Source organism: Clostridium manihotivorum, from assembly GCF_004015185.1.
Classification (GTDB): domain Bacteria; phylum Bacillota; class Clostridia; order Clostridiales; family Clostridiaceae; genus Clostridium_AR; species Clostridium_AR manihotivorum.
Window position 1 is genome coordinate 2,354,668 of sequence record NZ_CP025746.1, and the last position, 26,358, is coordinate 2,381,025.

Below are 26,358 nucleotides of genomic sequence, written 5' to 3' on the forward strand. Positions count from 1 at the left end.
ATTTTTTATTCCTATGTTTGAAGGATGTGTAAATAATGAAGGAACTAAGAGAGAAAATATCAAAGCTAAGTGCATTAATAAGTGAAGATTCGAACACTGATAACAGAGATTTTAAAGTTAATGTATTAGATATTTTGAGCGATATTTGTGATGAAGTTGAAGCTTTACAAGTAAATCAAGAAAGTCTAACAGAAAACATAGAATTCTTAAATAATGATATATCGGACATACAAGAGGATTTATTTGAGGATGTATCAGTGGATGACTTGGATTGTGGTGATGAAGAGTATGTTGAAGTCACTTGTAATAAATGCGGAAAAGGTATATTCTTTGAGCAGTCAGCCTTAGATAATAATACTGAAATTCCTTGTCCGTATTGTGGGGCAGATATATATACATCAACTAAAAACTAAATTTGGGATTCATCGCTTAAAAAGAAGCAAGCAAATTATTTTTAATTTGCTTGCTTCTTTTTGCGTGTTGATATATTTCTTGAATTTAAGGATAAGTAAAAATTTTCTTGAGTTATTAAAGTGACTTCAATAGAGCAAAAAGAAAGTGATTAGTCGCCTGCCAGAATTTCTTCACATACGTTCAGAAAAGGCAGATGCGCAAAAAATCTCTAATAAAAAGCGTATTAGAAATTTTTTAGTTTTCTAGGGAAAGAGTTATGTTACTTAAGAATTAAAGAAATTAAATTTCCTTGAGTTATTAAAGTAATTGGAATAGAGCAAAAAGAAAGAAATTGGCCGTCTTTCAGAATTTTCTCATGTACATTGGGAAGAAGCAGATATTCATTTTAGAAAGGGGATAAGAACTTTTTAAAATATTATGTAATATTTCTTTAGTTAACCTAATAAATATTATATAAGATTACAAAAGTTGAGAGAGGGGGATTTTATGGATGATTTAAAAAATGTTCTACCAATGAATTTATTGAAGCTCATTGAAGATAGGCCTGATTTAAGTAAGTTACAGGAGATAAGACTTAAGTGTAATAAACCAGTTATGCTAAATGTTGATAACAAAGAGGTAATTCTAAACTATACCACTAGCAGAGAGGAAATTAATAATATCTTTAATAGGATAAGTAATTTTTCAATCTATGCGTTTGAAGAGGATATAAAACAAGGTTTTATAACCATTAAAGGTGGTCATAGGATAGGGGTTACGGGACATTGGGTAAATGATGATGGAGTAATCAAGTCCTTGAAGTCAGTGTTTTCTATTAATATAAGAATAGCACGGCAAGTTATAGGCTGCTCTGATAAGTTATTAGAGCATGTTATAAAAGGGGACAAGTTATATAATACAATTTTAGTTTCGCCGCCAAAGTGTGGAAAGACAACCTTATTACGAGATCTTACGAGAAACATATCTAATGGATATCTAAAATATAATTTAACAGGTAAAAAAGTGTGTGTTATTGATGAGAGAAGTGAGATAGCAGCCTGTCATTTAGGGGTTCCTCAAATGGATGTAGGTGTAAGAACAGATATCTATGACAATTGTATGAAGTATCTAGGGCTTATGATGGCCATAAGATGTATGTCACCAGATGTTATTATATGCGATGAGATAGGTACTGAAAAGGATGTGGAAGCTATTGTTTCTGCGTTTAATTGCGGAGTAAAAATTATTTCTACTATTCATGGAAATGACGAAAATGACCTCTACAATAGACCTGTATTTAACAAGCTTTTAGAAAATAAAGTTATAGAAAGAATTATAGTTTTGAGTAATAAAAACGGAGTAGGAACCATAGAAAAGATAGTGGACACTACCTTAGATAGGCAGGTGGTAAATGTTGTTTAAGTATTTTCTACTACTCATAATCATGGGCTTATCGTCAGCAACAGGTTTTTTATATGGAGATAGATATAAAAAGAGGGTATTTTGTTTAAAGGAACTTATGAATGGCTATATAAATCTTGAAAATGAAATGACCTATACTTTCACTCCTTTACCTGAAGCTTTTGTAAGTACAGGCAGTAAGCTTAAAGAACCTGTAGGAGAGCTTTTTCAAGCTATAGGAAGTAAGCTTAAAAATAACGAAGCAGAAAATGTTTATTTATCCACCAGAAAAAGCCTGGAAGAATGTAAAGAAAAGGTAAATATCAATGAAGATGATGCTAGCATACTATTAGATTTAGCTAAGTCTTTAGGAACTACTGGTATAGAAGGGCAAAAAAAGATATTCTCCATTACCGTAGATAGGATGAAAAATAATACAGAAAAAGCAGAAAAAGAATGCGATAAATATTCTAAAATGTATAAATCTTTAGGTGTATGCGTAGGATTTATGCTAGTTATCTTCTTGATTTAGTAGGAGGCGAGTAAATGTTAGATCTTTCTCTCATTTTTAAAATTGCAGGTGCAGGAATAATACTTCTGATCATTGATAAAGTTTTGAAAGGTAGCGGAAAAGATGATGTAGCTACAATAGCTAATATCGCTGGAATAGTAATAATACTTACTATGGTTATAAACCTAATAAGTAAGTTATTTGATTCAGTGAAGACTATGTTTATGCTGTAGGTGTGGACATGCTTATTGTTAAGATAGTTGGATTTTGTTTTGTATCTTTATTCTTATATCTGCTATTAAAAGAACGAAAAAGTGAAGTTTCAATATTTATATCAGTGGTTGCAGGAATATTAATATTTCTTGTACTTGTTCCAGAAATAACACAGATAATTGATTTTATAAAGAATATAGCTAACAAGGCCAATGTAGACATACTTTATATTGGAATTGTGCTAAAAATAGTAGCTATTGCCTACCTTACATCTTTCTGCAGTGAAATCTGTAAGGATTCAGGAGCCAGTAGCATAGCAACAAAAGTTGAGTTTTCAGGAAAGATAATGATATTGGTGCTATCTATACCAGTTCTTATGGCAGTACTGGACTCAATATTAAATATTATGCAGGTGTGAATATGAAAAAATGGTGTACGTTAATAATAAGTTTTTTTCTGGTCCTAATGACCAGTAAAGTAGTATACGCAGAGGATGGAGTGGACAAGCAAAAGATAGATAATAGTAACCAAATACAGAGATTATATCAGTATATGGACAATATGAAAACTAATGAGGAAATCATGAATGGCTTGAATCCTAAGGACTATGTAGAAAGTTATCTTAAGGATGGCAAAGATCCTATAAGCTTGGATAAGCTTGTTAAAGCCTTCATAGGTGTATTTGTAAAAGAAGTACAAGCTGCTTTAAAGCTTATGATATCAGTTATAATACTGGCTATAATAAGCACGCTTTTAAAAAATCTACAAGGAGCCTTTTCCAATGAAAGTATTAGTAATATAGCCTTTTACGCATGCTATGCAGTAATGATATTAGTACTTAGTAAAAGTTTTTTAGTATCGGTGAATTTAGCCAAAGAAACTATTCAAACTTTATCTGATTTTACTGCAGTCTTATTGCCAGCACTTGTGTTACTTTTATCTACAGCTGGAGGAATAGCACAAGCTACTACTATGGACCCTATTGTTTTAGGGGCAGTAAGCTTGACTCCTAGATTTTATGTTGATGTATTAATACCAGCTATCTTAATGATTTTTGTTTTGGGCTTTGTAAATAATATTTCAAACGAGCATAAAATTGATGGATTAGTGAAGGTGGCTAAGCAGTTTGTGCTCTGGGGTCAGGGAATTGTGTTAACAATTTTTATAGGACTGCTTACTGTAAGAGGAATAGCCTCTAATACAATAGATGCTGTAACCTTAAAAACAGCTAAATTTGCAGTAGATAACTTCATTCCAATAGTAGGAAAGGCGCTGTCAGACGCCATTGCAACGGTAGCGGGATATTCACTGTTATTAAAAAATGCAATAAGTTCAGTAGGACTTTTAATAATGATAATTGTGATGTTATTTCCAATTATAAAGATAGTAGTAATGGTGTTTATCTACAAGATTTCTGCAGCTGTCATTGAACCTGTAGCTGACAAAAGAATAGTTAGCTGTATTACTACCGCAGGAGATTCATTAGTACTGATAATGTCCAGCCTTATAAGTATTACAGTTATGTTCTTTGTTATGACAGCTCTAATGGCAAGTGCAGGAAAGTTTGTTGTAGGAGGTTAGCTATGGATGTACTTAGAGGTTGGGTTATTTCCCTATGTGCAACACTGATCTTTATGACAGCAGTAGAACTTATTTTGCCAGATAACAGCACTAAAAAGTATGTGAAATTTGTTCTTGGACTAATTTTAATTGCTGTGATCATAAATCCATTCATAAGGCTATTCACAAGAAATAGCATTAATGTAGATAACTTTATAACTAAATATGAAAATGCAGTTAATGTACAGTCAGATAATGGTGGATCTTCAAGTGCCACAGAGGAAAGATTTTTTTCTAATCTAGAGAAAAATTGTGAGGAAATTATAAAGAAAGACTTAAACGGTACAAATACTAATGTGAAAATTATTGGAAAGTTAGATATGAAAGACACTAAAGTGGACATAGACCACTTGGAGGTGTATGTAGGCAGTAATGGAAACACTGATGATATAAATAAAACTTCTAATGATATAACTAAAAAGCAGCTAATTTCAAGCGTAAGTAAGCAAATCAAAAGCATATTAAGTAAGGAGCTAAATATAGATGAGAAAAAAATATATGTTTATAAAGGTGAGTGAGTAGAAAATGGATCTTTCAAAACTAATCCAAAAGCTAAAAAACTCTTCAGATAATGCTAAGATAAGATATTTATTATTAATATGTTTAACGTTTATTTTTATTTATATAGTATTCACTTTCTTTACCAATAAACCGATGATACCTACATTTTCTTCAAATCAAAACAATACACAGCAAAGCAATGCAGATAAACAATTGAGAACTCAATATGAGGATGAGCAAAAAAGTGAGCTTAGACAAATTTTAAAACAGATAGAGGGGGTTGGAAACGTAGACGTAATGATAACATTTGAGAGTGATGAGACCAAGGTGCCAGCTGTAGACACCAGTTCTCAGAAGAACACTAATGAAAATTCTGACAAGGAAGGAAGTAAGCAGAGCAACAGTCAGGAAACAGATTCAAGTAAGGTAGTAGTTACTTCTAATAATAATGGTAGTGAACCTCTAATTGTTAAGACCTATAAACCAAAGGTTGTTGGTGTAATTGTGGTAGCAGAAGGTTCAGAGAGTAGTAAGGTAAAATACGACATTTCTAAAGCTGTGTCGAATTTATACGATTTGCCAATGGATAAAGTTAATGTATATCCGATGAAAAAGTAGCATATAATTTTATAGAAACAGATGGGAGGTTTTTGTATATGAACAGAAAACAAGCAGGTATAATTTTAACACTACTAGCACTTATAGTATGTGCTGGTATTTTGGCAGCGAGGGTTAATGGACAAGTTGACGATGGGACAGGCAGTAGCCTAAGTTCATCATTATCATTCACAAAGGATTCTGATAAAGACAAAGATAAGGACAAGCAAACATCAAACACAAAGGATTATTTCTATGATTCGAGGAATGATAGAGAACAACAGGATTCTCAAACAATGCAAAGCTTAAAGTCAATCATAGAAGATAAAAATACTTCAGCAGATCAAAAAACAGAAGCACAAAAGAAACTTACAGCATTGACTATGGCAAGAGATTATGAGACTAGAATAGAACTAAGTATAAAAGGAAAAGGCTTTGATGATGCACTTTGTCTTATAGAAGGAAATAAGGCAAGAGTAATAGTTAAGTCTAAGGATAATGTAAATGAAAAGCAAAGCATACAGATACAAGATTCTGTAGCTAGCGTTGCCAAGATAAAGGATATAGTAATTGAGTCAAAACAATAATAATTGTATTCACATTAATCTTTTGATATAATGTACCTATGATTAACAGGTTTTGCTAGTGCAAAGCTTAAGGAGGTAGTGAGCTTGGAGGAATTAAATAGAGAAGAGACAAACATCGGAGTGGTTAAGATCTCTGATGAAGTTGTTAGTGTTATAGCTGGTATAGCAGCATCAGAAGTTAATGGAGTTGTAGAAAGTAATCCAGGTGTTGCCGGTGGTATAACTCAAATATTCACAGGCAAGAAAAACACTGGAAAAGGTGTAAAGGTATCAATTGAAAATGGAGAAGCACAGATAGAATTAACATTGGCAGTACTTTATGGAACTAGAATTCCTGAAGTAGTTGTTCAAGTTCAAGACAATGTTAAGAAGACTGTTGAAGCAATGACAGGACTTTCTGTTGCAGCAGTTAATATTTTTATACAAAACATAATTGTTCCTAAAAACGACGAAAAGTCAGAAGAAGTTCATGAGTAATTAAAAACCCTCTGTTTACAGAGGGTATTTCCTTGTTTATAGATGTTTAAGCTTTTGATTTTGCGACTATAATAAAGATAAATACTTATATAGTAGTTATGAGGGAATAATTAATAAAGCGAAGTGGTTTATCTACATATATAATAATGATATAATTTAATTTTTATAAAATATATTACCTTTTTTAAGTCTAGGAGGACATATGAACAGAATAAAAACTAGAGAAATTGCAGTACAGCTTACATACCAAATGATGATCAATAAAGAGGAGCCAATAGAGGCTATAGAAAGCTATAAAGAAGCTCATACTGATGACATAAACGATTTAGATGCTACATACTTAGAACAAGTTTTAAAAGGAATAGAGGACACTAAAGAAGAACTTGATAAAATAGTAGAAAGATATTTAGTAAATTGGAAGTTAAATAGAGTTTCTAAGGTTAATCTTGCTATACTTAGAGTAGCTATATACGAAATGGTTCACTTAGAAGATATCCCTAATAAAGTTGCAATAAATGAGGCACTAGAAGTTGCTAAAAAGTTCTCAGATGAGAAATCTGTAGCGTTTATAAATGGAGTTTTAGACAAGGCATTAAAAGAAATATAGATAGTTTGGGGGCGAAAATATGGGGGAAATAATTGATGGCAAAAAAGTAGCTGCTAGTATAAAAGATCACATAAGAGAATTTGTAAATAGCAGAATTAAGGACGGAAAAAGTGTTCCGACAGTTGCGTCTGTTCTTATCGGTGAGGATGATGGTTCTATATATTATCAAAATAGCCAGAGTAAAATTGCAGCGGATCTAGGAATAAACTACAAAAAGATAAATCTAAGTTCAAGCTGTAGTGAAGAAGAGGCTATTAAGGTAATATCAGAATTAAATGCTGATAACAGTGTTAATGGAATCATTTTATTACTTCCATTGCCAGAAGGCTTTGATGAGAAAAAGATTATTTCTTCAATATCTCCATCAAAAGATATTGACTGCCTAACGGATGTATCCATAGGAAAGTTTTATAGTGGAAATGACGGATTTATCCCTTGCACACCCAGAAGTGTTATGAAGCTTCTAGAGTACTATAATATTGAGATATCTGGGAAGAGAGCAGTAGTAGTAGGAAGAAGTAATGTAGTTGGTAAACCAGTGGCTCAATTGCTACTTCAAAAGAATGCCACAGTGACCATATGCCATTCAAGAACTAGTAACCTACAAGAAATATGTAAAGAAGCAGATATATTAGTTGTAGCTATGGGAAAGCCACATTTTATAGATAAGAGCTATATTAAAAAAGATGCTACAGTAATTGATGTTGGAACTTCTTCACTAAATGGTAAGATTACTGGAGATGTTTTATTTAATGAGGTAGTAGATGTTGCAGCTATGACTACCCCAGTACCAGGAGGCGTAGGAGCACTAACTACTACTCTTCTATTCTTAAATGTATGCGAGGCGATGGAAGAATATGATTCTAAAGACTCTTTCAGTAACAGAAGTTAATAACTATTTAAAAAAAATTACAGATAATGATTTTATCTTAAATAATTTAAAGGTTAAGGGTGAAGTATCTAACTATAAGATACATTCCAGTGGACATATATATTTCTCGCTTAAAGATGAGAATAGCAAAGTCAACTGTGTGATTTTTAAAGGGGATGCCGTAAATGTATCGCCTACTATTAAAGATGGAACAAAGGTTGAGGTAAGAGGAAGACTTTCGGTATATACCAGGGACGGTTCTTACCAGGTTTATTGTAAAGAGATAAATGAGTATGGAGTAGGTGACTTGCACGCTCAGTTTGAACAATTGAAAAAGCAGTTATTTAGTGAAGGGCTTTTTGATGAAAAGTACAAAAAGCCTATTCCTTATCTCCCTAAAGCCATTGGAGTTATAACATCAGAAACAGGGGCTGCCTTGAGAGATATTATAAATGTGTTACGAAGAAGAAGCCCTTATGTAGATATAATGGTATATCCATCCTTAGTTCAAGGAAAAGATGCACCAGCCAGCCTAATAAATGGTATAAGGTATTTTAATAGAGAGAAAAACGTAGATGTGATAATTATAATCCGTGGAGGAGGTTCTATAGAAGAACTTTGGGCTTTTAATGATAAAAACTTAGCATATGAAATATTTAAGTCTAAACTTCCTGTAATATCAGGAGTTGGCCATGAGATTGATTTTACAATAACAGATTTTGTTAGTGATTTAAGAGCACCTACGCCATCGGCAGCAGCTGAAGTGGCAGCGCCTAAGTTAGAAGAGCTGAATAATAATTTAAGCAGGCATAAAGCGTACTTAGATCAATTTATAAGTACTAGGATGATAAATGAAAAAGAAAAGATAAACTACATCAGCAGAATATTAGAAAACAATAGTCCTAGAAATATGATAATCAATAGATATAGAGATATTGACAGCATAAAAGATAAATTAACTAATATCATGATGAAGAAAATTGAAAATAATAGATCGAATCTAATTAATATAAATAATATGTTAACATTGCTTAATCCAATAAATGTATTAAACAAGGGATATGCTATAATAGAGGATAACAATGGAAACGTAATTCAGAATATTGATAAACTAAAAGCTTTAGATGAAGTAAACGTGAAAATGAAAGATGGAAGCGCTGACTTTAAAATAGAACCTAAAAGGTGAGGTGTTTTATGGTTAAAAGAAATGAATCCTATGATGATATGGTACAAAAACTTGATGATATTGTAAAAGACCTTGAAAGTTCTGAATTAAACTTGGAAGAGTCTTTAAAGGCATACGAAGAAGGTGTAAAATTAGTTAATAAACTTTATAAAACTCTCAATGACATGGAGGGGAAAATAAAGATTATTAATGGTAAGGAAGAAATTAAAGATTTTACAGTTGAAGGACAGTAGGTTAAAGTCTTAAAATTTCGTATAGATAAAAGGAGCAAGTTATGAGCACTGAAAATATCAAATTACTCATAGACGAATATCTTAAAAAATATTTTGAGTCAAGAGAGGGAGAAAATAAGCTTATTTATGAAGCTATGGCTTACAGCTTAAATATAGGTGGCAAAAGAATACGTCCTATGTTAATGATGTTAGCTTATAATCTTTATAAAAAAGATATTAAGGATATATTGCCAATGGCAGCAGCTATAGAGATGATTCATACATATTCACTTATACATGATGATCTGCCATGTATGGATAATGATGACTTGAGACGTGGTAAACCTACTAATCATAAAGTCTTTGGTGATGCTATAGCAGTTTTAGCAGGAGATGGCCTATTAAATGAGGCTTTTTCTATAATGATAGACTATTCAATATCTAAAAATAGCCTTGAAGCCATGAAGGCCTCTAAGGTTATAACAGATGCTGCTGGTGGAGAAGGAATGATTGGCGGACAGGTAGTAGATATACTTTATGAAGGTAAAGAAATATCAGAAGCTACACTAAAGTATATGCATGAAAAGAAGACCGGAGAACTTATTAAGGCTTCAATAGTAGCTGGTGCTACCTTGGGAGAGGCTTCAAGTAAGGATATTGAGATATTAAGCGAATATGGGTATAAATTAGGTCTTGCATTCCAGATAAAAGACGATATTCTCGATGTTTTAGGAAGTACAGAAAAGCTCGGCAAAAATGTAAAAAGTGATGAAAATAACAATAAGACTAACTTTATATCTGTTTATGGTATAGAAAAGTCGGTGGAGCTATGTAAAGAGATTACTTCACAGTGTATAGCTCTTTTGGATAGATTGAATAGTGATACAAGTGAACTTAAGGAGTTAACTCTAGAGCTTTTACATAGAGAATCATAAAATATAAAAGGAATGAAAAATATGTATAAATATTTAGATAAAATCAACTGTCCTAATGATGTGAAAAAACTTAATGGAACTGAACTTAATGAATTATCAAATGAAATAAGAGAGTTCCTTATTGATAAGGTCTCTAAAACAGGTGGACACTTAGCATCGAACTTGGGAGTTGTAGAAATAACTTTAAGTTTATTTAGAGTTTTTAATTTAGAAAAAGATAAGATAGTTTGGGATGTAGGTCATCAAAGTTATATACATAAAATCCTAACAGGAAGAAAAGATAAGTTTGATAATCTGAGAAAGTACGGCGGCATAAGCGGATTTCCTAAAAGGTGTGAAAGTAAATATGATGCCTTTGACACAGGACATAGCAGCACATCTATTTCTGCAGCACTAGGTATAGCTAGAGCTAAGGATATACTTAAAAAGGATGGCCATGTGATTGCTGTTATAGGTGACGGAGCACTAACTGGTGGAATGGCTTTTGAGGCTCTAAATGATGTAGGGTACAGTAAAACAAATCTAATAGTTATCTTGAACGATAATCAAATGTCGATTTCAGACAATGTTGGTGGCTTATCTACTTATTTAAGTAAAGTAAGATTAGATCCTAACTATAATAAGCTGAAAAATGAAATTAATAATACGCTAAATCATACAGCAATGGGAAAGAATATTGCTAGTTCTATAAGTAAGATAAAAGATAGCATAAAACAGCTTGTAGTTCCAAGTATGTTATTTGAAGATATGGGTTTAAAGTATCTAGGTCCTATAGATGGACATAACATAGATGAAATAAGTGATATGCTTTATAAAGCAAAGAAACAAGATGGACCTGTAATTATACATACTATAACTCAAAAGGGTAAAGGGTATAATTTCGCTGAGGAAAATCCTAATAAGTTTCATAGCATAGCACCTTTTGATTGCTGTAGCGGGGTATTAAATCCATCAAATACTAGAACTTATTCCAATGCCTTTGGAGAAAGCTTAATAGATATAGCTAAAGAGATGAAGGAAGTAGTTGCAGTAACAGCAGCTATGCCAGATGGAACAGGACTTAAAAAGTTTGCGAAAGAGTTTCCAGATAGATTTTTTGATGTAGGTATAGCGGAGCAGCATGCAACCACTCTTGCAGCAGGGATGGCAAAAGAAGGGCTTAAACCTGTGTTTGCTGTTTACTCAACCTTCCTGCAAAGAGCCTATGATCAAGTACTTCATGATGTATGCGTACAAAATTTACCTGTAGTTTTTGCTATTGATAGAGCCGGCATAGTAGGTGAAGATGGAGAGACACACCAAGGAGTATTTGATATTTCTTATTTGTCTCATATTCCAAATCTTACTATAATAGCACCAAAGATGCTGGAAGAGGTTAAACCAATATTAACTTGGGCATTAAAGCAAAATGAGCCCATTGCTATAAGATATCCAAGAGGTGGAGACCAAAAGGATATAGAGTTAAAACCAATTGACAACATAGAAAAAGGCAAGTGGGATCAGTTAAGAGATGGGCAAGAGGTTGTAGTAATTGCAACTGGAAAGATGGTTCAACATGCAGAAGCAGCAATTAAATTAGTAGATGAAAAGTATAGTATAGGACTTATAAATGCTACATTTATTAAACCTATCGATAAATCTATTTTAGATAAAGTAGCCTCGTACTATAAACATGTAATAACAATTGAAGATAACGTACTTAGTGGTGGACTAGGAAGAGAGATATTAAGTTATTTGAACAACACTGGCTTCAGTGGCAAAATTATAAATATGGGATATGAAGATGGCTTTATTACACACGGTGATTTAGCTACATTATATAAATTGAATAGGCTTGATACTGATTCCATAAGAGAGAAGATAGTGGAGTTAGTGGAGAGTTAATAGTTGAGAATTTAGAATTGACAATGGATAGTTGAGAATTGAGAGTGGAGAGTTAATAGTTGATAGTTGAGAGTGGAGAATTGAGAGTTAAGAGTTTAGTTAGTTGATAGTTGAGAATTGAGAATTGAGAGTTAATTTTGAGGACCTGTATAGAGGAGATAAGGATGGCAGATAAAAAGGAAAGATTAGATATCCTGCTTGTTGAAAAAGGATTTTTTCAATCTAGGGAAAGAGCTAAGACTAGCATAATGGCTGGTAGTGTTTTTATAGATGGTAGAAGAGTAGATAAAAGCGGGGAAAAAGTAAAGGTTGACGCTGAGATAGTAGTAAAGGGTAATGATATACCTTATGTCAGTAGAGGAGGCTTCAAATTAGAAAAAGCAATAAAAGCCTTTGGTATTGATTTAAAAGGAACTGTTTGTTTAGATATAGGAGCATCAACTGGAGGATTTACAGATTGTATGCTTCAGAATGATGCTACTAAGGTATATGCAATAGATGTTGGTTATGGACAGTTTGCATGGAAACTTAGAACAGACGAGAGAGTAGTATGCATGGAGAGAACTAATGTAAGATATGTGACCGAAGATCAATTAGCTGAAAAGGCTAACTTTGCTTCTATAGATGTATCTTTTATTTCTCTTACAAAAGTAATTCCAGCTGTAATTAATCTATTGGATGATAAGGGTGAGGTTGTAGCTCTTATAAAACCTCAGTTTGAGGCTGGAAGAGAAAAGGTTGGTAAAAAAGGGGTAGTTAGAGATCCGAATACTCACAAGGAAGTCATAGAAAAAATCGTTGGGTTTATAACTTCATTAAGTTTATCTATTAAGGGACTAGACTTCTCGCCTATAAAAGGACCAGAGGGTAACATAGAGTATTTAGTATATTTCACTAAGGCTGGAGTTGAAACTCCATTTAGCCTTGAAGAAAGAATTGAAAAAGTAGTTCAAGACTCTCATAATAATATATAACATGGAGGAACTATGAAAAATATTGGCGTTTTTATAAATCCATCTAAGGACAAAGATGGTTCTATATTAGATACAATAACTAAAAAGACAAAAGAGTATTTTCAAGACTCCTGTATTTTTACAGTTCAGAGCAATAAAGATATACAAAGTAGGAAGGAAGCTACGGATTGCCTAATTGTTTTAGGCGGTGATGGAACAATTCTAGGTGCTACTAGAGACCTTGCTATACCTGAAGATATACCTATATTTGGCATAAATATAGGTAATCTTGGGTTTCTTACTAGTGTTGATAGCAAATGCACTGACTATGCACTACAGTGTCTTAAAAATAAACGCTTTAAATATGAAAAAAGAATGATGCTTAAATGTAATGTGTCATGTGAAAGTGGAGTTTATGACAATATAGCCTTAAACGATATAGTAATTGCAAAAGGCACTCTTTCTAGAATGGTAAAATACAAAATTTTTGTAGATAATAAATTTTACTCTTCTTTCAAAGGAGATGGTGTTATAATATCAACACCTACTGGTTCTACTGCATATTCTTTTTCTGCTGGAGGGCCTTTGATAATGCCTTCTTTAGAAATCATAACCATAGTTCCAATATGCTCGCATACTCCTACAATGAGATCCATTATAGTTAATGGCAACAGCACTATTGAAATACAAGCTGAAAGTTTTGGAGAAGAAACCTTTTTAACAGTGGATGGGCAAAAGTCTATAAAGTTAAGTAAAAATTCTAAAATAATGGTAGGTAAAAATCATAAATCTTGTAATTTAATATTATTGGACGATTACGATTATTTTAACGTTCTTAGAAAAAAAATCTTAAGCCAAGATGGCGATTGGTAGGGTGAGGGAAACGTGAAGTCAAAAAGACATACAAAAATTTTAGAAATAATAAATAATAAGTCTATAGAAACTCAAGAAGAGCTTGCAGAAATACTTAAGAAGGAAGGTTTTGATGTAACTCAGGCTACGGTTTCTAGAGATATAAAGACTTTGAAACTTATAAAGGTACTTGGTGATGGAGGCAGATATAAGTATGCTTCCATAAATAATAGCACAAATGACATGACTGATAAGATGGCAAGTATCTTTACTAACACTGTATTAAGTGTTGAGAATGTAGATAAGATGGTGGTTGTAAAGACTTTGTCTGGATCTGCACCAGCTGCTGCTGAAGCTATAGATACTTTGCATTTTACTGATATTGCAGGAACTATAGCTGGAGACAATACTATTTTTATTATTGTGAGGACTTTAGAAACGGCAGAAGATTTAGTATCTAAAATGAGAAAAATGATAAATACTTAATGAAGAGTAAGGTGGGTTAGGATGTTATTACAACTTACTATTGAAAATTTTGCACTTATAGAAAAAGTATGTTTATCCTTTGATAAAGGATTTAATATACTATCTGGTGAAACAGGTGCAGGTAAGTCCATACTTATAGATGCTATAAATTATGTTTTAGGTGGAAAGTTCAATAAAGATATTATAAGAACTGGTGAAAATAAGACCTTTGTAGAAGCTATATTTGATATTGAAAATAGTAGAACTAAGAATGCTCTTGAGGAGCTGGACATAGATACTGATGATCTTATAATAATATCCAGAGAATCTTTTCAAAATGGAAAGTCTGTAATTAAGGTTAATGGTAAGAGCTTAATCATCTCATCATTAAAAAGACTTACAGAAACACTTATAGATATTCATGGACAGCATGAAAATCAAAATCTTATGAATAAATCCAGCCATATAAACTATCTTGATAGTTTTGGTGAGGAAAAAATACTCAAACCTTTAAGTAAATACAGAGGACTTTATCAAGAAGCAGTTGCTGTAGAAAATAGAATAAAAGAACTAAGAGGTAATGAGGATAATGAAAAGTTAGTAAATTATCTTAAGTATCAGATTGATGATATAGATGAAGGGAAGCTAAATGTAAACGAAGAAGAAGAGCTTAATGAGACGTTTTCAATATTATCAAACTCTGAGAAGATAAGTAAAGCACTCTCTCATACATATAACGGCCTAAGAGGTGGAAGTGATGAGGGTTCCATAATTGATAGCCTAGCCAGCATTACTCACGATCTTTCTAATATAACTAAGTACTCTGATAGAATAAAGAAAGCTTATGAAAGTCTTAATGAAATATTTTATAACTTAGCTGAGGTTGCCAATGAAGTTAGAGATATTAGTGAAGAATATGTTTTTGATGAGGATGAATTGGACAGGGTTAATAGAAGAACCTATGAGATTGGTCTTTATAAAAAGAAGTATGGAGAAACTGTTGAGAGTATCCTAGAGTATAGAAAACAGTTAGAAGACCAATACAACCAAATAGTTAATTCTGAACAGATTATCAATAAGCTTATAGAAGAAAAAAATAAAATATATGATGAAATGAGAATAGTAGGCGAAGAACTACATGAAATAAGAGTGAACCTAGGAAAAGAACTTGAAGAAAGAATAAGTAGAGAGCTTAAGTATGTAGGACTAGAAAAGAGTACTTTTAGTATAGAAATAGTCTCTTCAGAAGAGTTCAACTATAATGGGATGGATAAGGTGCAATTCTTAATATCTACAAATCCTGGAGAACCATTAAAGTCATTGGAAAAGGTAGTCTCTGGAGGAGAACTTTCAAGAATAATGCTTTCTTTAAAAACAGTTTTTGTGGATAAGGATAAGATACCTACAGTAATTTTCGATGAAATAGACACAGGAATTAGTGGAAGAATAGCACAAGCTGTTGGCGAAAAGATGTATGAAATATCTGTTAAACACCAGGTTTTTTGCATAACTCATCTTCCGCAAATAGCATCGATGTCAGATAATCATTTTCTTATTTCAAAGCATGTTGATCAGCATAAGACCTTTACTAAAGTAAAAGTTTTAAACACTGAAGAAAAGAACCTGGAAGTTGCTAAGATGATAGGTGGAGTAGAAGTAACCTCGGCTACACTTACTAATGCAAAAGAAATGGTTGAGATGGCAGATATTAAAAAAAATCATATGAAATATAATACATAATTAATGAAGATTTAGGAAAAATAGAACTATATGATAGTTCTATTTTTTTCTTTATAAATGTATAAATATCAAAAATCCATTAGAACAATTTTTCCCTACCATAATAATAGCTATAAAGTTTTAATATAAATAAAGATATATTAATTATTTGAGTAAGTTCTTTAAAGCATTCTATGATTAGCCACTTAGCTATTTTGTGCTTTTTAAATAAATTTAATTATATATGTAGAAATTAAATTTCTATATTCAATCGATAGCATTGCATTGGTTCTATAAAGTTCCCAATTTAAAAGTTTTATTGTTCTGTATATATTTATCATAGCTGTGTTTTAATATTACCAAGTTTTTTAAAAACACTATATAAGTAGTTTCAACAATTTTGCCATCATATTAAACAAAAATAGGTCAAGAGAAATTGCTCATAGCTTACAAGTTAAAATTTAAAAAAATGAAGATAAAATTAGTAGCTTTTAAATTTTATTGTCTTTTATAACAGAGTTAATATAGCATATGCAACTATATTTGTGGGTAACTTAAGGGTAAAGAAAAGGAGGAGATAAAATGAATACGAAGCTTATCAGAAATATATTTTATACCATAAGTTTAGTGTTGTTCGTAAGCTTTTACATATTCTCTTCTAATGTAACAACACCCACTAGAAGTTATATGAATATAGTGCAGAAGGGATATAATATTTTCGCGTCTACTGATAGTAAAAAAGTAAGTAGCAAAGAAAGGCAGACTCAGGGTAAGAACATAACAACAGCTCCAATGAAATCTGTATTTTCTTCTAAATCAGAAGACTTAGAAATATATCCTGGAGGAAGCTGTGTTGGTGTTAAGATACAAACAAAAGGTGTATTAGTTGTAGGATTTTCAGATATAGAAACAAATGAGGGGAAAGCAGAAAGTCCTAGCAGAAAAGCTGGAATAATGCTAGGAGATGTAGTTCTAAAAGTAAATAGTGAAGACATAGAAAATTCAAAGGATTTAATTAAAAAGTTGAATAATTTGACTAATTCTGATGTGAAGGTGACCATAAGTCATAATAATGAAATAATGGAAAAGACAATTATTAGTATAAAGTCATCTAGTGATGAAAAATACAAGATAGGATTATGGGTAAGAGATTCAACAGCCGGTGTAGGTACTTTAACCTTTTATGATGAAAATACTAAAAAGTTTGGTGCCTTAGGACATCCAATAACAGATAATGACACAAATACAATTTTGAGTATAAAGGATGGTTCATTGATTAATACCTCAATAATAAGCGTAAGAAAAGGTCAAAAAGGAAATCCTGGTGAATTAAAAGGAGTATTTGTAGAAGAAGATAATCCCTTAGGAGAAATAAAAAATAATACTGTTTGTGGCATATTCGGTACCTCAGATAATAAACTTAATACTAGAAGTAATAAACCTCTAAAAGTAGGTTTTAGGGATGAAATCAAAGAAGGAAAAGCAAAAATAATAACTACTATTGATGAAAGTGGTCCACAAATGTATGATATAGAAATCGTAAAGTTATTAAGTCAAGATAAGCCAGGACCAAAAAGTATGATTATTAAGGTTACTGATCCTAAACTTTTAGAAAAAACAGGTGGAATAGTGCAGGGAATGAGTGGAAGTCCTATAATTCAAAATAATAAGATAGTAGGCGCGGTTACACATGTTCTTATAAATAAACCAGATGTAGGATATGGTATTTATATAGAATGGATGCTAAAAGATGCAGGTATTATTAACTAACAAAAAAAGTAATATTGTGGTATAATTAAAAAAGATATCTTAAATGATATCTTTTTTATCTAAAATCTTTTTTAAAGAAGGAATTGAAGAAGTTTTGTCGAATTAATTAAATTGTTAATAAATGGAATCATATGCGAAGGGGAGAATTTTATGCAAGAATCAAAAATATCAGTATTAATTGCAGATGATAATAAGGAATTCTGTAATATATTAAATGACTATTTACTTAATCAAAGAGATATAGTAGTTACCGGAATCGCTAAAGATGGTTTAGAGGCTTTAAAATTAATCGAAGAAAGAAAACCAGATTTAGTCGTACTAGATATAATTATGCCACATTTAGATGGACTTGGAGTTTTAGAAAAACTAGCTTCTATGAATTTAGATCCAATTCCAAGAATAATAGTTCTTTCTGCTGTAGGACAAGACAAAATAACACAAAGAGCTATCACTTTAGGTGCAGACTACTATGTTGTTAAACCATTTGATATGGATGTATTCACTAAGAGAATAAGACAAATGTTTAATAATACAATATCAGGAGATTCTTCTAGAAAAACTGTACCATTGATGGAAACACCTGAAATCAAGGTGGAGTCAAAGAAGGAACCTGTTGATTTAGAATCAGAAATCACAAATATAATTCATGAAATTGGTGTTCCTGCACATATTAAAGGATACATGTATTTAAGAGAAGCTATAAGCATGGTGGTTAATGATATGGAGTTATTATCTGCGGTTACCAAAGAATTATACCCATCTATAGCAAAAAAATATAACACAACTGCAAGTAGAGTTGAAAGAGCTATAAGACATGCTATAGAAGTTGCTTGGGGAAGAGGACAAGTGGATGCTATAAACAAATTATTTGGCTACACTGTTCACAATGATAAAGGCAAGCCAACAAATTCAGAATTTATCGCTATGGTCGCTGATAAATTGAGACTTAAGAATAAGGTGAGCTAAATATAAATTGTTTCTCTAACACTGATTATGAGGCTTTATAACTTTTCAGTGGTAGAAAGATAGACTGTAAGATATTTAATTTTGATTTATAAACTTTAAAAAGTTTTGATAAAAACCTTCTATTTTCATAGGAATATGATTATAGAAGGCTTTTTATTTATAGGAATATATTTAAGCTATTGATTAAAACAATTTTGAAAAAACTTTTATTTATTACTGTAATAAGTACTTTATAGGTATTATCTATAAGATTAAGATGACTTATATAATAATCAATTGTTAATAATTTGAAAAGATATATAACTTTATTGACTTACTAGTCTAAAAATAATATAATTAAGAAAAGTTAATAATATTTATCAAGAGTCATGGAAGAGAATTAGCTCGCTATTACCGTGACACCAACCTGCAGCTCAATGCAAGGTGGTAAAACTAATAATGATAAGTAGGTTTTGGATTTCAATACCTCTTATCCTTTGATAGAGGTTTTTAATTTTTTGCTTTTTAGAAAAGTATAATTTGGATATAGACGTGGAAAAGTAGGCTTAAATAGCTTGAATCCATATATGATAAAGAATAAAAAAGAAAAATTGTAATTGAATAAGATTGCTTATAAAGAGTAAGGGAGAGAATGGGCTCGATGAACTTACAGCAACCTACTAAGGTGTGGTGCTAATACCTACCATATTTCATATGGGACTATAAGATTAATAGATTATGGCTTCCTTATGATTGTAAGATCAAAGGAAGTTTTTTTACTGTTAAGAAAAATATAAAGTTTTTGCTAGTTAGACCTAGTGATAGAGAGAGTTTAGAACAGTTATTTAGGGTGAACAGTAAAAAAGTCTTATTCGCCTGCCAGACTTTTCTAATATTTATTTGAAAAGGCAGATGCACAAAAAGTTCACTAAAGAAAGTTGTTTTAGGGAAGTTTAATTATCTATGGGTATATAGGAGATTTATGATTTTATAAAGGAGAGAAAAATATATGAAGGGAATAAATGCAGCAAATAAAAGAGTAGTAGTCGGAGGCGGAACTTTTACAGATTCTTTGATAAGGAATACTGCCAGTACAGAAGAATATGTGGCATATGTTATTTCTTTGATTAATAATTATTTATTCAGTGGAAAGGAAATTGTAGATTATCTGATGGATTCGGAAAATCTATATCTATATCATGGTGAGGATGAGATCTTAAATCTTTCACAAAAATATATAGATAGCTTTAGGCAGTCAGGCATATTGGCCTTTGACAAGTTTATAATAGAGATATTATCCGCTAATGGTTTTGAGTTGAATAAAAGAAATAATTATTATGATAAATTAAAAAAAGCTTCTATGTAGTTAGAAGGATTTATAGGTATCCTTTACGGAAACCTAATTTATATATGTTTGATAATATGGGGTTCATAAATTAATAGTTTAAGTTGGATACCTACAGTCTGTTTACTTTTGTGAATATCTGGTATATTATTTAATTTAAAAGTATATAGGGTTTCATTACATTAAGTTAATTAATGGTTGTTTTAAAATCGCAACTTCTTGGAGTTTAATGGCATGTATATATTAATATTAATAGTTGAGTTAAGGGATCTTGTAAAGATTCAGCACTTCAACTTGACAATATAGATTTCTTAATAAGTGGAGCGCCTATATAAGAGCTAAGCAGTTATGGAGGTTTATTATGGAATATAATTTAAATGAAAATACTCTGGAAGAAGAATTAAAATATACTGGAGATTTTATAAAAGTTGTAAGAACGAAAGTAACTCTTCCTGATGGAATGGAAGGCTATAGAGATATAGTAAGGCATCCTGGTGCAGTTGCTATAGTGGCTATTAAGGATAATGGAAAGATACTAGTAGTTGAGCAGTTTAGAAAGCCAGTTGAGAAAGAATTGCTAGAGATTCCAGCGGGAAAGCTTAATAAAGGAGAAGATCCTTTGGAAGCTGCAAAAAGAGAACTTAAGGAGGAAACTGGATATAGCTGTGAGGATATTCAGTACTTAGGAAAAATAGCCACCGCACCTGGGTTTTGTGATGAATATATATCTATATATAAGGCCACGGGATTAACTAAAGGGGATACGGATTTTGATGAGGATGAATTTATTAATCTGAAAGAATTTAGTTTAGAGGACTTAAAGATACTTATTAGAGAAGGTAAAATTGAAGATGGCAAGACAATTGCATCTCTTCAGTTCTTATAAACTTAGCGTTTTACATAATATATACTACAATTTGTTAGATATTTAAAAGTATAAAATCTTAATTAGGAAAAAAAGTTCATCTTATATTCACCATTTACATAATTTCTTTAAGTATATCTTTGGAGATTTGAACATAATATTTATTAAGGAAAAAAAGGGGGATAAAAAGATGAACGCATTTATTAATAAGATCAATGAAAACTTAAGAGAAAATAAACTGATTTATATCATAATTACAATCACTTTTATAATTGGTTTGATTTTAGGTGTGTATTCAACCTTGTACATGAGCCAATCAAGTAAAAGTGATGTTACAAGTTATTTTAACAGTTTTGTTTCTTCAGTAAGTGACAAGCAGATAAATTATAAGGACTTGGTAATTGAATCTGTAAAAAACAATTTAATATTCTTTGTTTCAATACTGCTTTTAGGACTTATTTTTATAGGAGCACCTTTTGTTCTTCTTATAGTTCTTGGAAAAGGGTTTTTAATTGGATTTTCATTTTCGCTATTAGTTAATGTACTTGGCAATAGAGGAATTGGACTAGCCCTCATAGCGTTGCTTCCTCAAAATATTGTAATTGTGCCATTTATAATAATATGTAGTAGTCTTTCAATACAGTTTTCTATGGCAAAGCTTAAAAGCAAATTTACTAAATCAATTATGTCAAATGAAGCAATAGTTAGTTATATTAACTTCTACTTGTTTTCAGCGGTATTTCTAGTTGCTGGAATTTTCTTAGAAACATATATAGTTCCTAATCTAATGAAAATAATAATTAAGAAATTTTATGTATAGGATGTTATGATATGAATGAATTTATTAACTTATATAAAGAAAACTTAATAGCTAAAAATAAAAGCAATAATACAGTAGAGGCTTATATTACTGACATTGTAGGATATTATAATTATCTTATAGAAAACAAGGTTGAACCTTTTGATAATGATTACTCAGTGAATTATTATGTACAAGCTATAGCTGATGTAAAAAGTACAAAATCTATTGAAAGATGTATTATAGCGCTGAGAAGTTTCTATAGATTTTTAAGTGACAAGAATCTTGTGAAGGAAATACCAAAGTTTCCGAAGTTAGATAGAAATGAGAAGAGGAATATAGGGCCTATATTGACCATAAGTGAGGTTGAAAAGATAATTGATTCAATTGATACTACCAATATAAAAGGCATAAGGGATAGGGCGGTTTTGGAGATGCTTTACGGCACTGGTATTAAGGCTACAGAGGCAATTTCTCTAACCTTAGAAGATGTTAACCTAGATTTGAACTTTATTAATTGTAAAGACGGTAAGGGGTTAGAAAGAATAATCCCTTTTGGGAGAGCAGCAAGAAACGCAATAGTTGATTATCTTCCGCAAAGAAGAAAGCTAAGTAGAGATAGTCATATGTTATTTTTAAATTTAAATGGCAAAGGGTTAACAAGGCAAGGAATCTGGAGAATAGTTAAGGAATACAGTGAAAAAGCAAAAATAGAAAAAGATATAAACTTAAACACCTTAAGACATTCTTTCGCCATACATCTACTGGAAAATGGAGCCCACCCTAAGACTGTCCAGCAGCTTATGGGAACTCATGTAATGAATTATATGGACTTATATTTTGAGCATGTTTCAAAAGATAAGGTTAACATATCTTATAATAATTTTCATCCAAGGGCATAAAGCTTTTTTATCATAAGGGAAATATAAAGTTTTTATGCTAGATAAACATAGTAGTTTAAATGGGGGATTATAGCTAAAAATGTGTAGCTTCAAAACAAAATCTGTTTATAAGATCACTCTGTATTTTCAGAGAAGAATTTAAAAATATGGCTCTATTTAAAAGAATACTGTTGAAAATAAGATAAGTTTAAATTGTTAATATAATCCATATAATGTATAATTAAGTAAGTTCGCAATAATAATTTATAATGAATAAATTTAACTGGAGGACTTGATATGAAAAAATACGAATATAAATGTGTTTCCATACGGGGTGGTTCAGAGAAAACATCGAGAATATTAACTGAATACGGACAGCAAGGTTGGGAATTAGTGTGTATATGGTGGGCTTGGCATTATTTTAAAAGAGAAATAGAAAATTAATGTGCTTCGGAATCTTCTTATTTAACTAACTAAAGGCATCCTTAATTACTGTCTTTGTAATTTCAACATTGTTGCTAAACATAGAAAAAAATATAAATTTTATTACCTAGTGATACAGCTAGATTTATGTTAAAGATTAAAAAATAAACTTTAGGGTTACCTAGAGTTTATTTTTTTACTTTCTTTATCTTCCTTTTATGCATTATGAAAGATATATTTGAAAAAATATTTATATTAATATGATTAATGTTTTTTTTCATAATTTATTTTATTTTGGTAAAAATAATGTCGAAAGGAGGAGTAATGATGAAAAAAAATAAATATCAATTAATATGTTTTCTATTATCAATAATTATCTTCTTAGGACTATTTTCATTCCCTGTATTTGCAGAAGAACAAATAAAGGTAGAAGCAAAGTCAGCAATACTTATGGAGGCTATAAGTGGAAAAATATTATTTGAGCAAAACTCTCATGAAAAATTTGCTCCAGCATCTGTAACAAAAATAATGACAATGCTTTTAGCCATGGAGGCTGTGGATAGCGGAAAAATAAAGCTTAGCGACAAGATCACAGCTAGTGAAAATGCTAAAAAAATGGGTGGAAGCACAATGCTTCTTGATACTGGTGAAATAAGAACTGTGGAGGAAATACTTAAAGGTATTGCAATAGCATCTGGAAATGATGCTGCAGTAGCTATGGCTGAGTATCTTGGAGGCACAGAAGCTAGTTTTGTTAATATGATGAATGCAAAGGCTCAAGAGCTTGGAATGAAGGATACAACTTTTAAAAACTGTACTGGACTTCCAGCAGACGGACATCTTTCTACTGCCTATGATATATCATTAATGTCAAGGGAATTACTAAAGCATCCTAAAATATTAAAGTATACCGGTACATATATGGATAATATATCTGAGGGCAGAAAGTCACCTATAGAGCTAGTTAATCATAATAAGCTAGTTAGATTCTTTAAAGGTTGTGACGGCTTGAAGACTGGATTTACTAATGATGCAAAGTACTGCATCTCAGCAACGGCTACAAGAGATGGAGTAAGAATGCTTTCAGTAATAATGGGAGCTCCAACCTTCAAGATAAGAAATAGAGATGCCAGCATGCTTTTAAACTTTGGTTTTTCAAAATTTGAAAGTAAAAAGATATTTGCAAAAGATCAAGATGTGGAAAAGATAAGTATGAGTAAGAACGGAGAAAAGTTCTTTATAGCAAAAGCTAAGGATGATGCAGTAATAACTTGTGAAAAAGGTTCATCAGACAAGATTGCTAAGAAGATAACTTTAAATACTGATAAAGTTAAATATAAGAAGGGCGAGACAGTAGGAAAATGTGAATTCTTTTTAGGTGAACAGCTGGTAGGCTCAGTTGAGTTATATTCTGATAGAGACATAAAGAGAGCAAACTTCCTAGAAAACATAAAATATAATTTTCAAAACCTTTTCAAGGGTGGAGTATAAGAAGGATTTTACATCCTTCTTTTTTTATTCTTTTGGAAGTTATATTTTAGATAGACCTGTTGGTAAGTATGTGTAGATATCCTAAATGCATATATCGGAGAAAGAATAAAAAAAGAAAAATTAAGTCGCCTGCCAGAATTTCCTCACATAGGTTCAGAAAAGGCAGATGCGCAAAAAAGCTCACTGAAGAAAGACGCTTCAGTGACTTTTTTGCACATTTATTGCTTAATAACGGTGAAATTGATATTATATAAGAAGATGTATTTTTTCATTTATTACTTAGCTAATATGTGATATTATTAAGTTTTGGAATAGAAATAAATCTTATTGTATTATAAGAGATTTTAATTTATACATAATTTGAAGCAAGTTTTAATATTGAAACTATAGGAGAGATTACATGCAGCTTCCAAGTATTAAGATAACTAATTTTGAGGGGCCATTTGATTTATTGCTACATCTTATAAAGCAAAATAAAATGGATATTCATGATATAAAGATATATGAGTTAACAAATCAATACATGGACTTTTTGAATTCTATGAAAGAAATGGATTTGGAAATTACATCAGAATTTATAGTAGTAGCTGCAACCTTGCTGGAAATTAAGTCGAGAATGTTACTGCCAAAGCCAGTGAAGGAAGATGAAGAGGATAAAGATCCTAAGCTTGACTTAGTTGAAAAACTTTTGATTTACAAAAAGATTAAAAATGCAGCTGCTTTTCTTGGCAAAAAGAGCTTATATACAGGAAAGATATTTACTAAGAAGCCTGAAATTATAGAAGATTTAAGTAAAGATAACAATGAAGATATATTTTTAAATATAACTATGCTTGATTTATATAATTTGTTTAATGAACTGATAAATAACTATAAAAACAAACAGAATACAAATGTTATCGAAAAGAGAATATATGCAGATAAGTACAAGCTTGAGGATAAGATGAGCTACATTTCTGATATGGTGCTTAAGAGAAGAAATATAGATTTTCAGAACCTGCTTTATGAATGTGAGTCAAAGATAGAAAAGGTAGTAACTTTCTTAGCTGTGCTAGAGCTTATTAAGCAGAGGGTGATAAAGGTTATGCAAGAGGATAGCTTCGCTAACATATATATTGAAAGGAATGAAAATATTGGACAAGATTAGTATAGATCAACTAGGGTTTGAAGAAGTGTCTACGAAAAAACAATATATGTCAGTAATAGAATCGTTACTTTTTGTATCGGGAGAGCCTTTAGGTGCAAAGGATCTAGCGAGAATATTAGAATGTCAAGTAGATTTCGTTGAAGAAATAGTCGATTCTATGACTGAAGAATACGAGAATCAAGGAAGAGGAATAAAGATAATTAGTATAAATGGTATGTATCAGCTAGTAACAAAACCACAAAATAGTGATTATATACAAAAGCTTTTAAAGAAGAATACGAGACAATCATTATCTCAAGCTTCATTAGAAAGTTTAGCAATTGTAGCTTATAAACAGCCAGTAACCCGTGTTGAGATTGACGAAATTCGTGGTGTTAAAAGTGATAGCGCACTACAGAAGCTATTGGAAAAGAACTTGATAAAAGAAATGGGAAGATTAGATGTTATTGGTAGACCAATACAGTATGGAACTACTGAAGAATTCTTAAGACAGTTTGGACTTGAAGATCTTAAAGAACTACCATCTTTAGATTTATTTGAGGAAATAGATAATAATGAAGAAGAAAACGAAGAGTATACTGAATAAAAATCTTTAAGTATGTCTTTAATTGTAGTAGTTCAATCATAGAACATATCCTTCATAGCCACTTAATTTCAATAATATTATTAAACATAGCCTTAATTGATTATGATTATGCTTAATATTGA

Annotated in this window: 30 protein-coding genes and 1 riboswitch; all 30 genes read left to right on the forward strand. The window is 31.2% G+C overall.

Annotation, left to right across the window (positions count from 1 at the left end):
- Window positions 1-35 precede the first annotated feature (35 nt).
- The 30 genes from C1I91_RS10525 to scpB all read left to right on the forward strand — a co-directional run bounded on the left by C1I91_RS10525 (window position 36) and on the right by scpB (window position 26,236).
- Window positions 36-413, forward strand: a complete 378-nt coding sequence (locus tag C1I91_RS10525) for a CD1247 N-terminal domain-containing protein (protein ID WP_128212847.1) — start codon at window positions 36-38, stop codon at window positions 411-413.
- Between the two features lie 487 nt (window positions 414-900).
- Window positions 901-1,815 carry a stage III sporulation protein AA gene (gene spoIIIAA / locus C1I91_RS10530; protein ID WP_128212848.1) on the forward strand — a complete coding sequence of 305 codons (915 nt, stop codon included), beginning with the start codon at window positions 901-903 and terminating at the stop codon, window positions 1,813-1,815.
- On the forward strand, window positions 1,808-2,326 hold the full coding sequence (spoIIIAB, locus tag C1I91_RS10535) for a stage III sporulation protein SpoIIIAB (protein WP_164880494.1): 519 nt from the start codon (window positions 1,808-1,810) through the stop codon (window positions 2,324-2,326). The genes spoIIIAA and spoIIIAB overlap by 8 nt, the downstream gene beginning before the upstream one ends.
- A 14-nt stretch (window positions 2,327-2,340) precedes the next feature.
- Entirely contained in the window at window positions 2,341-2,538 is a 198-nt protein-coding gene (gene spoIIIAC, locus C1I91_RS10540; protein WP_128212850.1) for a stage III sporulation protein AC, read from the forward strand.
- An 8-nt stretch (window positions 2,539-2,546) separates the two neighbouring features.
- Window positions 2,547-2,936 carry a stage III sporulation protein AD gene (gene spoIIIAD, locus C1I91_RS10545; protein ID WP_128212851.1) on the forward strand — a complete coding sequence of 130 codons (390 nt, stop codon included), beginning with the start codon at window positions 2,547-2,549 and terminating at the stop codon, window positions 2,934-2,936.
- Between the two features lie 47 nt (window positions 2,937-2,983).
- Window positions 2,984-4,099 carry a stage III sporulation protein AE gene (gene spoIIIAE / locus C1I91_RS10550; RefSeq protein WP_238475961.1) on the forward strand — a complete coding sequence of 372 codons (1,116 nt, stop codon included), beginning with the start codon at window positions 2,984-2,986 and terminating at the stop codon, window positions 4,097-4,099.
- A 2-nt stretch (window positions 4,100-4,101) separates the two neighbouring features.
- Entirely contained in the window at window positions 4,102-4,656 is a 555-nt protein-coding gene (spoIIIAF, locus tag C1I91_RS10555) for a stage III sporulation protein AF (RefSeq protein ID WP_128212853.1), read from the forward strand.
- A 7-nt stretch (window positions 4,657-4,663) separates the two neighbouring features.
- A complete protein-coding gene (spoIIIAG, locus tag C1I91_RS10560; RefSeq protein WP_128212854.1) occupies window positions 4,664-5,257 on the forward strand; it encodes a stage III sporulation protein AG in 594 nt (197 codons plus the stop codon).
- Between the two features lie 38 nt (window positions 5,258-5,295).
- Window positions 5,296-5,823, forward strand: a complete 528-nt coding sequence (locus tag C1I91_RS10565) for a SpoIIIAH-like family protein (RefSeq protein ID WP_128212855.1) — start codon at window positions 5,296-5,298, stop codon at window positions 5,821-5,823.
- An 84-nt stretch (window positions 5,824-5,907) separates the two neighbouring features.
- Complete coding sequence (locus C1I91_RS10570) at window positions 5,908-6,300, forward strand: Asp23/Gls24 family envelope stress response protein (RefSeq protein WP_128212856.1); 393 nt, start codon at window positions 5,908-5,910, stop codon at window positions 6,298-6,300.
- A 202-nt stretch (window positions 6,301-6,502) separates the two neighbouring features.
- A complete protein-coding gene (gene nusB / locus C1I91_RS10575; protein ID WP_128212857.1) occupies window positions 6,503-6,907 on the forward strand; it encodes a transcription antitermination factor NusB in 405 nt (134 codons plus the stop codon).
- A gap of 19 nt (window positions 6,908-6,926) precedes the next feature.
- The gene (locus C1I91_RS10580; protein WP_128212858.1) at window positions 6,927-7,799 is read left to right on the forward strand and encodes a bifunctional 5,10-methylenetetrahydrofolate dehydrogenase/5,10-methenyltetrahydrofolate cyclohydrolase; all 873 of its coding nucleotides are present in this window, start codon (window positions 6,927-6,929) and stop codon (window positions 7,797-7,799) included.
- Window positions 7,765-8,964: an exodeoxyribonuclease VII large subunit gene (xseA, locus tag C1I91_RS10585; protein ID WP_128212859.1), complete on the forward strand. Its 1,200-nt coding sequence runs from the start codon at window positions 7,765-7,767 to the stop codon at window positions 8,962-8,964. The genes C1I91_RS10580 and xseA overlap by 35 nt, the downstream gene beginning before the upstream one ends.
- 8 nt (window positions 8,965-8,972) lie before the next feature.
- On the forward strand, window positions 8,973-9,197 hold the full coding sequence (locus C1I91_RS10590; protein WP_128212860.1) for an exodeoxyribonuclease VII small subunit: 225 nt from the start codon (window positions 8,973-8,975) through the stop codon (window positions 9,195-9,197).
- Between the two features lie 41 nt (window positions 9,198-9,238).
- Window positions 9,239-10,111: a polyprenyl synthetase family protein gene (locus C1I91_RS10595; RefSeq protein ID WP_128212861.1), complete on the forward strand. Its 873-nt coding sequence runs from the start codon at window positions 9,239-9,241 to the stop codon at window positions 10,109-10,111.
- Between the two features lie 21 nt (window positions 10,112-10,132).
- Window positions 10,133-11,995: a 1-deoxy-D-xylulose-5-phosphate synthase gene (gene dxs, locus C1I91_RS10600; RefSeq protein WP_128212862.1), complete on the forward strand. Its 1,863-nt coding sequence runs from the start codon at window positions 10,133-10,135 to the stop codon at window positions 11,993-11,995.
- A 164-nt stretch (window positions 11,996-12,159) separates the two neighbouring features.
- Window positions 12,160-12,969, forward strand: coding sequence for a TlyA family RNA methyltransferase (locus C1I91_RS10605; protein ID WP_128212863.1), 810 nt, complete (start codon window positions 12,160-12,162; stop codon window positions 12,967-12,969).
- Between the two features lie 12 nt (window positions 12,970-12,981).
- Window positions 12,982-13,821 carry an NAD(+)/NADH kinase gene (locus C1I91_RS10610; protein ID WP_128212864.1) on the forward strand — a complete coding sequence of 280 codons (840 nt, stop codon included), beginning with the start codon at window positions 12,982-12,984 and terminating at the stop codon, window positions 13,819-13,821.
- A 12-nt stretch (window positions 13,822-13,833) separates the two neighbouring features.
- Entirely contained in the window at window positions 13,834-14,286 is a 453-nt protein-coding gene (locus tag C1I91_RS10615) for an arginine repressor (protein ID WP_128212865.1), read from the forward strand.
- 21 nt (window positions 14,287-14,307) lie between these two features.
- Window positions 14,308-16,005, forward strand: coding sequence for a DNA repair protein RecN (recN, locus tag C1I91_RS10620; RefSeq protein ID WP_128212866.1), 1,698 nt, complete (start codon window positions 14,308-14,310; stop codon window positions 16,003-16,005).
- Between the two features lie 561 nt (window positions 16,006-16,566).
- A complete protein-coding gene (gene spoIVB / locus C1I91_RS10625; protein WP_128212867.1) occupies window positions 16,567-17,754 on the forward strand; it encodes a SpoIVB peptidase in 1,188 nt (395 codons plus the stop codon).
- A 150-nt stretch (window positions 17,755-17,904) separates the two neighbouring features.
- On the forward strand, window positions 17,905-18,720 hold the full coding sequence (spo0A, locus tag C1I91_RS10630; RefSeq protein WP_128212868.1) for a sporulation transcription factor Spo0A: 816 nt from the start codon (window positions 17,905-17,907) through the stop codon (window positions 18,718-18,720).
- A 607-nt stretch (window positions 18,721-19,327) separates the two neighbouring features.
- Window positions 19,328-19,428, forward strand: a riboswitch (SAM riboswitch).
- Between the two features lie 280 nt (window positions 19,429-19,708).
- The gene (locus C1I91_RS10635) at window positions 19,709-20,065 is read left to right on the forward strand and encodes a hypothetical protein (RefSeq protein ID WP_128212869.1); all 357 of its coding nucleotides are present in this window, start codon (window positions 19,709-19,711) and stop codon (window positions 20,063-20,065) included.
- Between the two features lie 340 nt (window positions 20,066-20,405).
- Window positions 20,406-20,930, forward strand: coding sequence for an NUDIX hydrolase (locus tag C1I91_RS10640; protein ID WP_128212870.1), 525 nt, complete (start codon window positions 20,406-20,408; stop codon window positions 20,928-20,930).
- Window positions 20,931-21,099: 169 nt separating this feature from the next.
- Entirely contained in the window at window positions 21,100-21,729 is a 630-nt protein-coding gene (spoIIM, locus tag C1I91_RS10645; RefSeq protein WP_128212871.1) for a stage II sporulation protein M, read from the forward strand.
- An 11-nt stretch (window positions 21,730-21,740) separates the two neighbouring features.
- A complete protein-coding gene (locus C1I91_RS10650; protein WP_128212872.1) occupies window positions 21,741-22,610 on the forward strand; it encodes a tyrosine-type recombinase/integrase in 870 nt (289 codons plus the stop codon).
- Window positions 22,611-22,886: 276 nt separating this feature from the next.
- Entirely contained in the window at window positions 22,887-23,033 is a 147-nt protein-coding gene (locus C1I91_RS10655; RefSeq protein ID WP_128212873.1) for a DUF4177 domain-containing protein, read from the forward strand.
- Between the two features lie 306 nt (window positions 23,034-23,339).
- Window positions 23,340-24,503, forward strand: coding sequence for a D-alanyl-D-alanine carboxypeptidase family protein (locus C1I91_RS10660; RefSeq protein WP_128212874.1), 1,164 nt, complete (start codon window positions 23,340-23,342; stop codon window positions 24,501-24,503).
- Window positions 24,504-24,903: 400 nt separating this feature from the next.
- Window positions 24,904-25,650 carry a segregation/condensation protein A gene (locus tag C1I91_RS10665; protein WP_128212875.1) on the forward strand — a complete coding sequence of 249 codons (747 nt, stop codon included), beginning with the start codon at window positions 24,904-24,906 and terminating at the stop codon, window positions 25,648-25,650.
- Window positions 25,628-26,236, forward strand: coding sequence for an SMC-Scp complex subunit ScpB (scpB, locus tag C1I91_RS10670; RefSeq protein ID WP_128212876.1), 609 nt, complete (start codon window positions 25,628-25,630; stop codon window positions 26,234-26,236). The genes C1I91_RS10665 and scpB overlap by 23 nt, the downstream gene beginning before the upstream one ends.
- Window positions 26,237-26,358: the final 122 nt, after the last annotated feature.

Coding starts and splice junctions, on each gene's coding strand:
- C1I91_RS10525 (WP_128212847.1), top strand. CDS start 36: ATGAAGGAACTAAGAGAGAAAATATCAAAGCTAAGTGCATTAATAAGT.
- spoIIIAA (WP_128212848.1), top strand. CDS start 901: ATGGATGATTTAAAAAATGTTCTACCAATGAATTTATTGAAGCTCATT.
- spoIIIAC (WP_128212850.1), top strand. CDS start 2,341: ATGTTAGATCTTTCTCTCATTTTTAAAATTGCAGGTGCAGGAATAATA.
- spoIIIAD (WP_128212851.1), top strand. CDS start 2,547: ATGCTTATTGTTAAGATAGTTGGATTTTGTTTTGTATCTTTATTCTTA.
- spoIIIAE (WP_238475961.1), top strand. CDS start 2,984: ATGACCAGTAAAGTAGTATACGCAGAGGATGGAGTGGACAAGCAAAAG.
- spoIIIAF (WP_128212853.1), top strand. CDS start 4,102: ATGGATGTACTTAGAGGTTGGGTTATTTCCCTATGTGCAACACTGATC.
- spoIIIAG (WP_128212854.1), top strand. CDS start 4,664: ATGGATCTTTCAAAACTAATCCAAAAGCTAAAAAACTCTTCAGATAAT.
- C1I91_RS10565 (WP_128212855.1), top strand. CDS start 5,296: ATGAACAGAAAACAAGCAGGTATAATTTTAACACTACTAGCACTTATA.
- nusB (WP_128212857.1), top strand. CDS start 6,503: ATGAACAGAATAAAAACTAGAGAAATTGCAGTACAGCTTACATACCAA.
- C1I91_RS10580 (WP_128212858.1), top strand. CDS start 6,927: ATGGGGGAAATAATTGATGGCAAAAAAGTAGCTGCTAGTATAAAAGAT.
- xseA (WP_128212859.1), top strand. CDS start 7,765: ATGATTCTAAAGACTCTTTCAGTAACAGAAGTTAATAACTATTTAAAA.
- C1I91_RS10590 (WP_128212860.1), top strand. CDS start 8,973: ATGGTTAAAAGAAATGAATCCTATGATGATATGGTACAAAAACTTGAT.
- C1I91_RS10595 (WP_128212861.1), top strand. CDS start 9,239: ATGAGCACTGAAAATATCAAATTACTCATAGACGAATATCTTAAAAAA.
- dxs (WP_128212862.1), top strand. CDS start 10,133: ATGTATAAATATTTAGATAAAATCAACTGTCCTAATGATGTGAAAAAA.
- C1I91_RS10605 (WP_128212863.1), top strand. CDS start 12,160: ATGGCAGATAAAAAGGAAAGATTAGATATCCTGCTTGTTGAAAAAGGA.
- C1I91_RS10610 (WP_128212864.1), top strand. CDS start 12,982: ATGAAAAATATTGGCGTTTTTATAAATCCATCTAAGGACAAAGATGGT.
- recN (WP_128212866.1), top strand. CDS start 14,308: ATGTTATTACAACTTACTATTGAAAATTTTGCACTTATAGAAAAAGTA.
- spoIVB (WP_128212867.1), top strand. CDS start 16,567: ATGAATACGAAGCTTATCAGAAATATATTTTATACCATAAGTTTAGTG.
- spo0A (WP_128212868.1), top strand. CDS start 17,905: ATGCAAGAATCAAAAATATCAGTATTAATTGCAGATGATAATAAGGAA.
- C1I91_RS10635 (WP_128212869.1), top strand. CDS start 19,709: ATGAAGGGAATAAATGCAGCAAATAAAAGAGTAGTAGTCGGAGGCGGA.
- C1I91_RS10640 (WP_128212870.1), top strand. CDS start 20,406: ATGGAATATAATTTAAATGAAAATACTCTGGAAGAAGAATTAAAATAT.
- spoIIM (WP_128212871.1), top strand. CDS start 21,100: ATGAACGCATTTATTAATAAGATCAATGAAAACTTAAGAGAAAATAAA.
- C1I91_RS10650 (WP_128212872.1), top strand. CDS start 21,741: ATGAATGAATTTATTAACTTATATAAAGAAAACTTAATAGCTAAAAAT.
- C1I91_RS10655 (WP_128212873.1), top strand. CDS start 22,887: ATGAAAAAATACGAATATAAATGTGTTTCCATACGGGGTGGTTCAGAG.
- C1I91_RS10660 (WP_128212874.1), top strand. CDS start 23,340: ATGAAAAAAAATAAATATCAATTAATATGTTTTCTATTATCAATAATT.
- C1I91_RS10665 (WP_128212875.1), top strand. CDS start 24,904: ATGCAGCTTCCAAGTATTAAGATAACTAATTTTGAGGGGCCATTTGAT.
- scpB (WP_128212876.1), top strand. CDS start 25,628: ATGAAAATATTGGACAAGATTAGTATAGATCAACTAGGGTTTGAAGAA.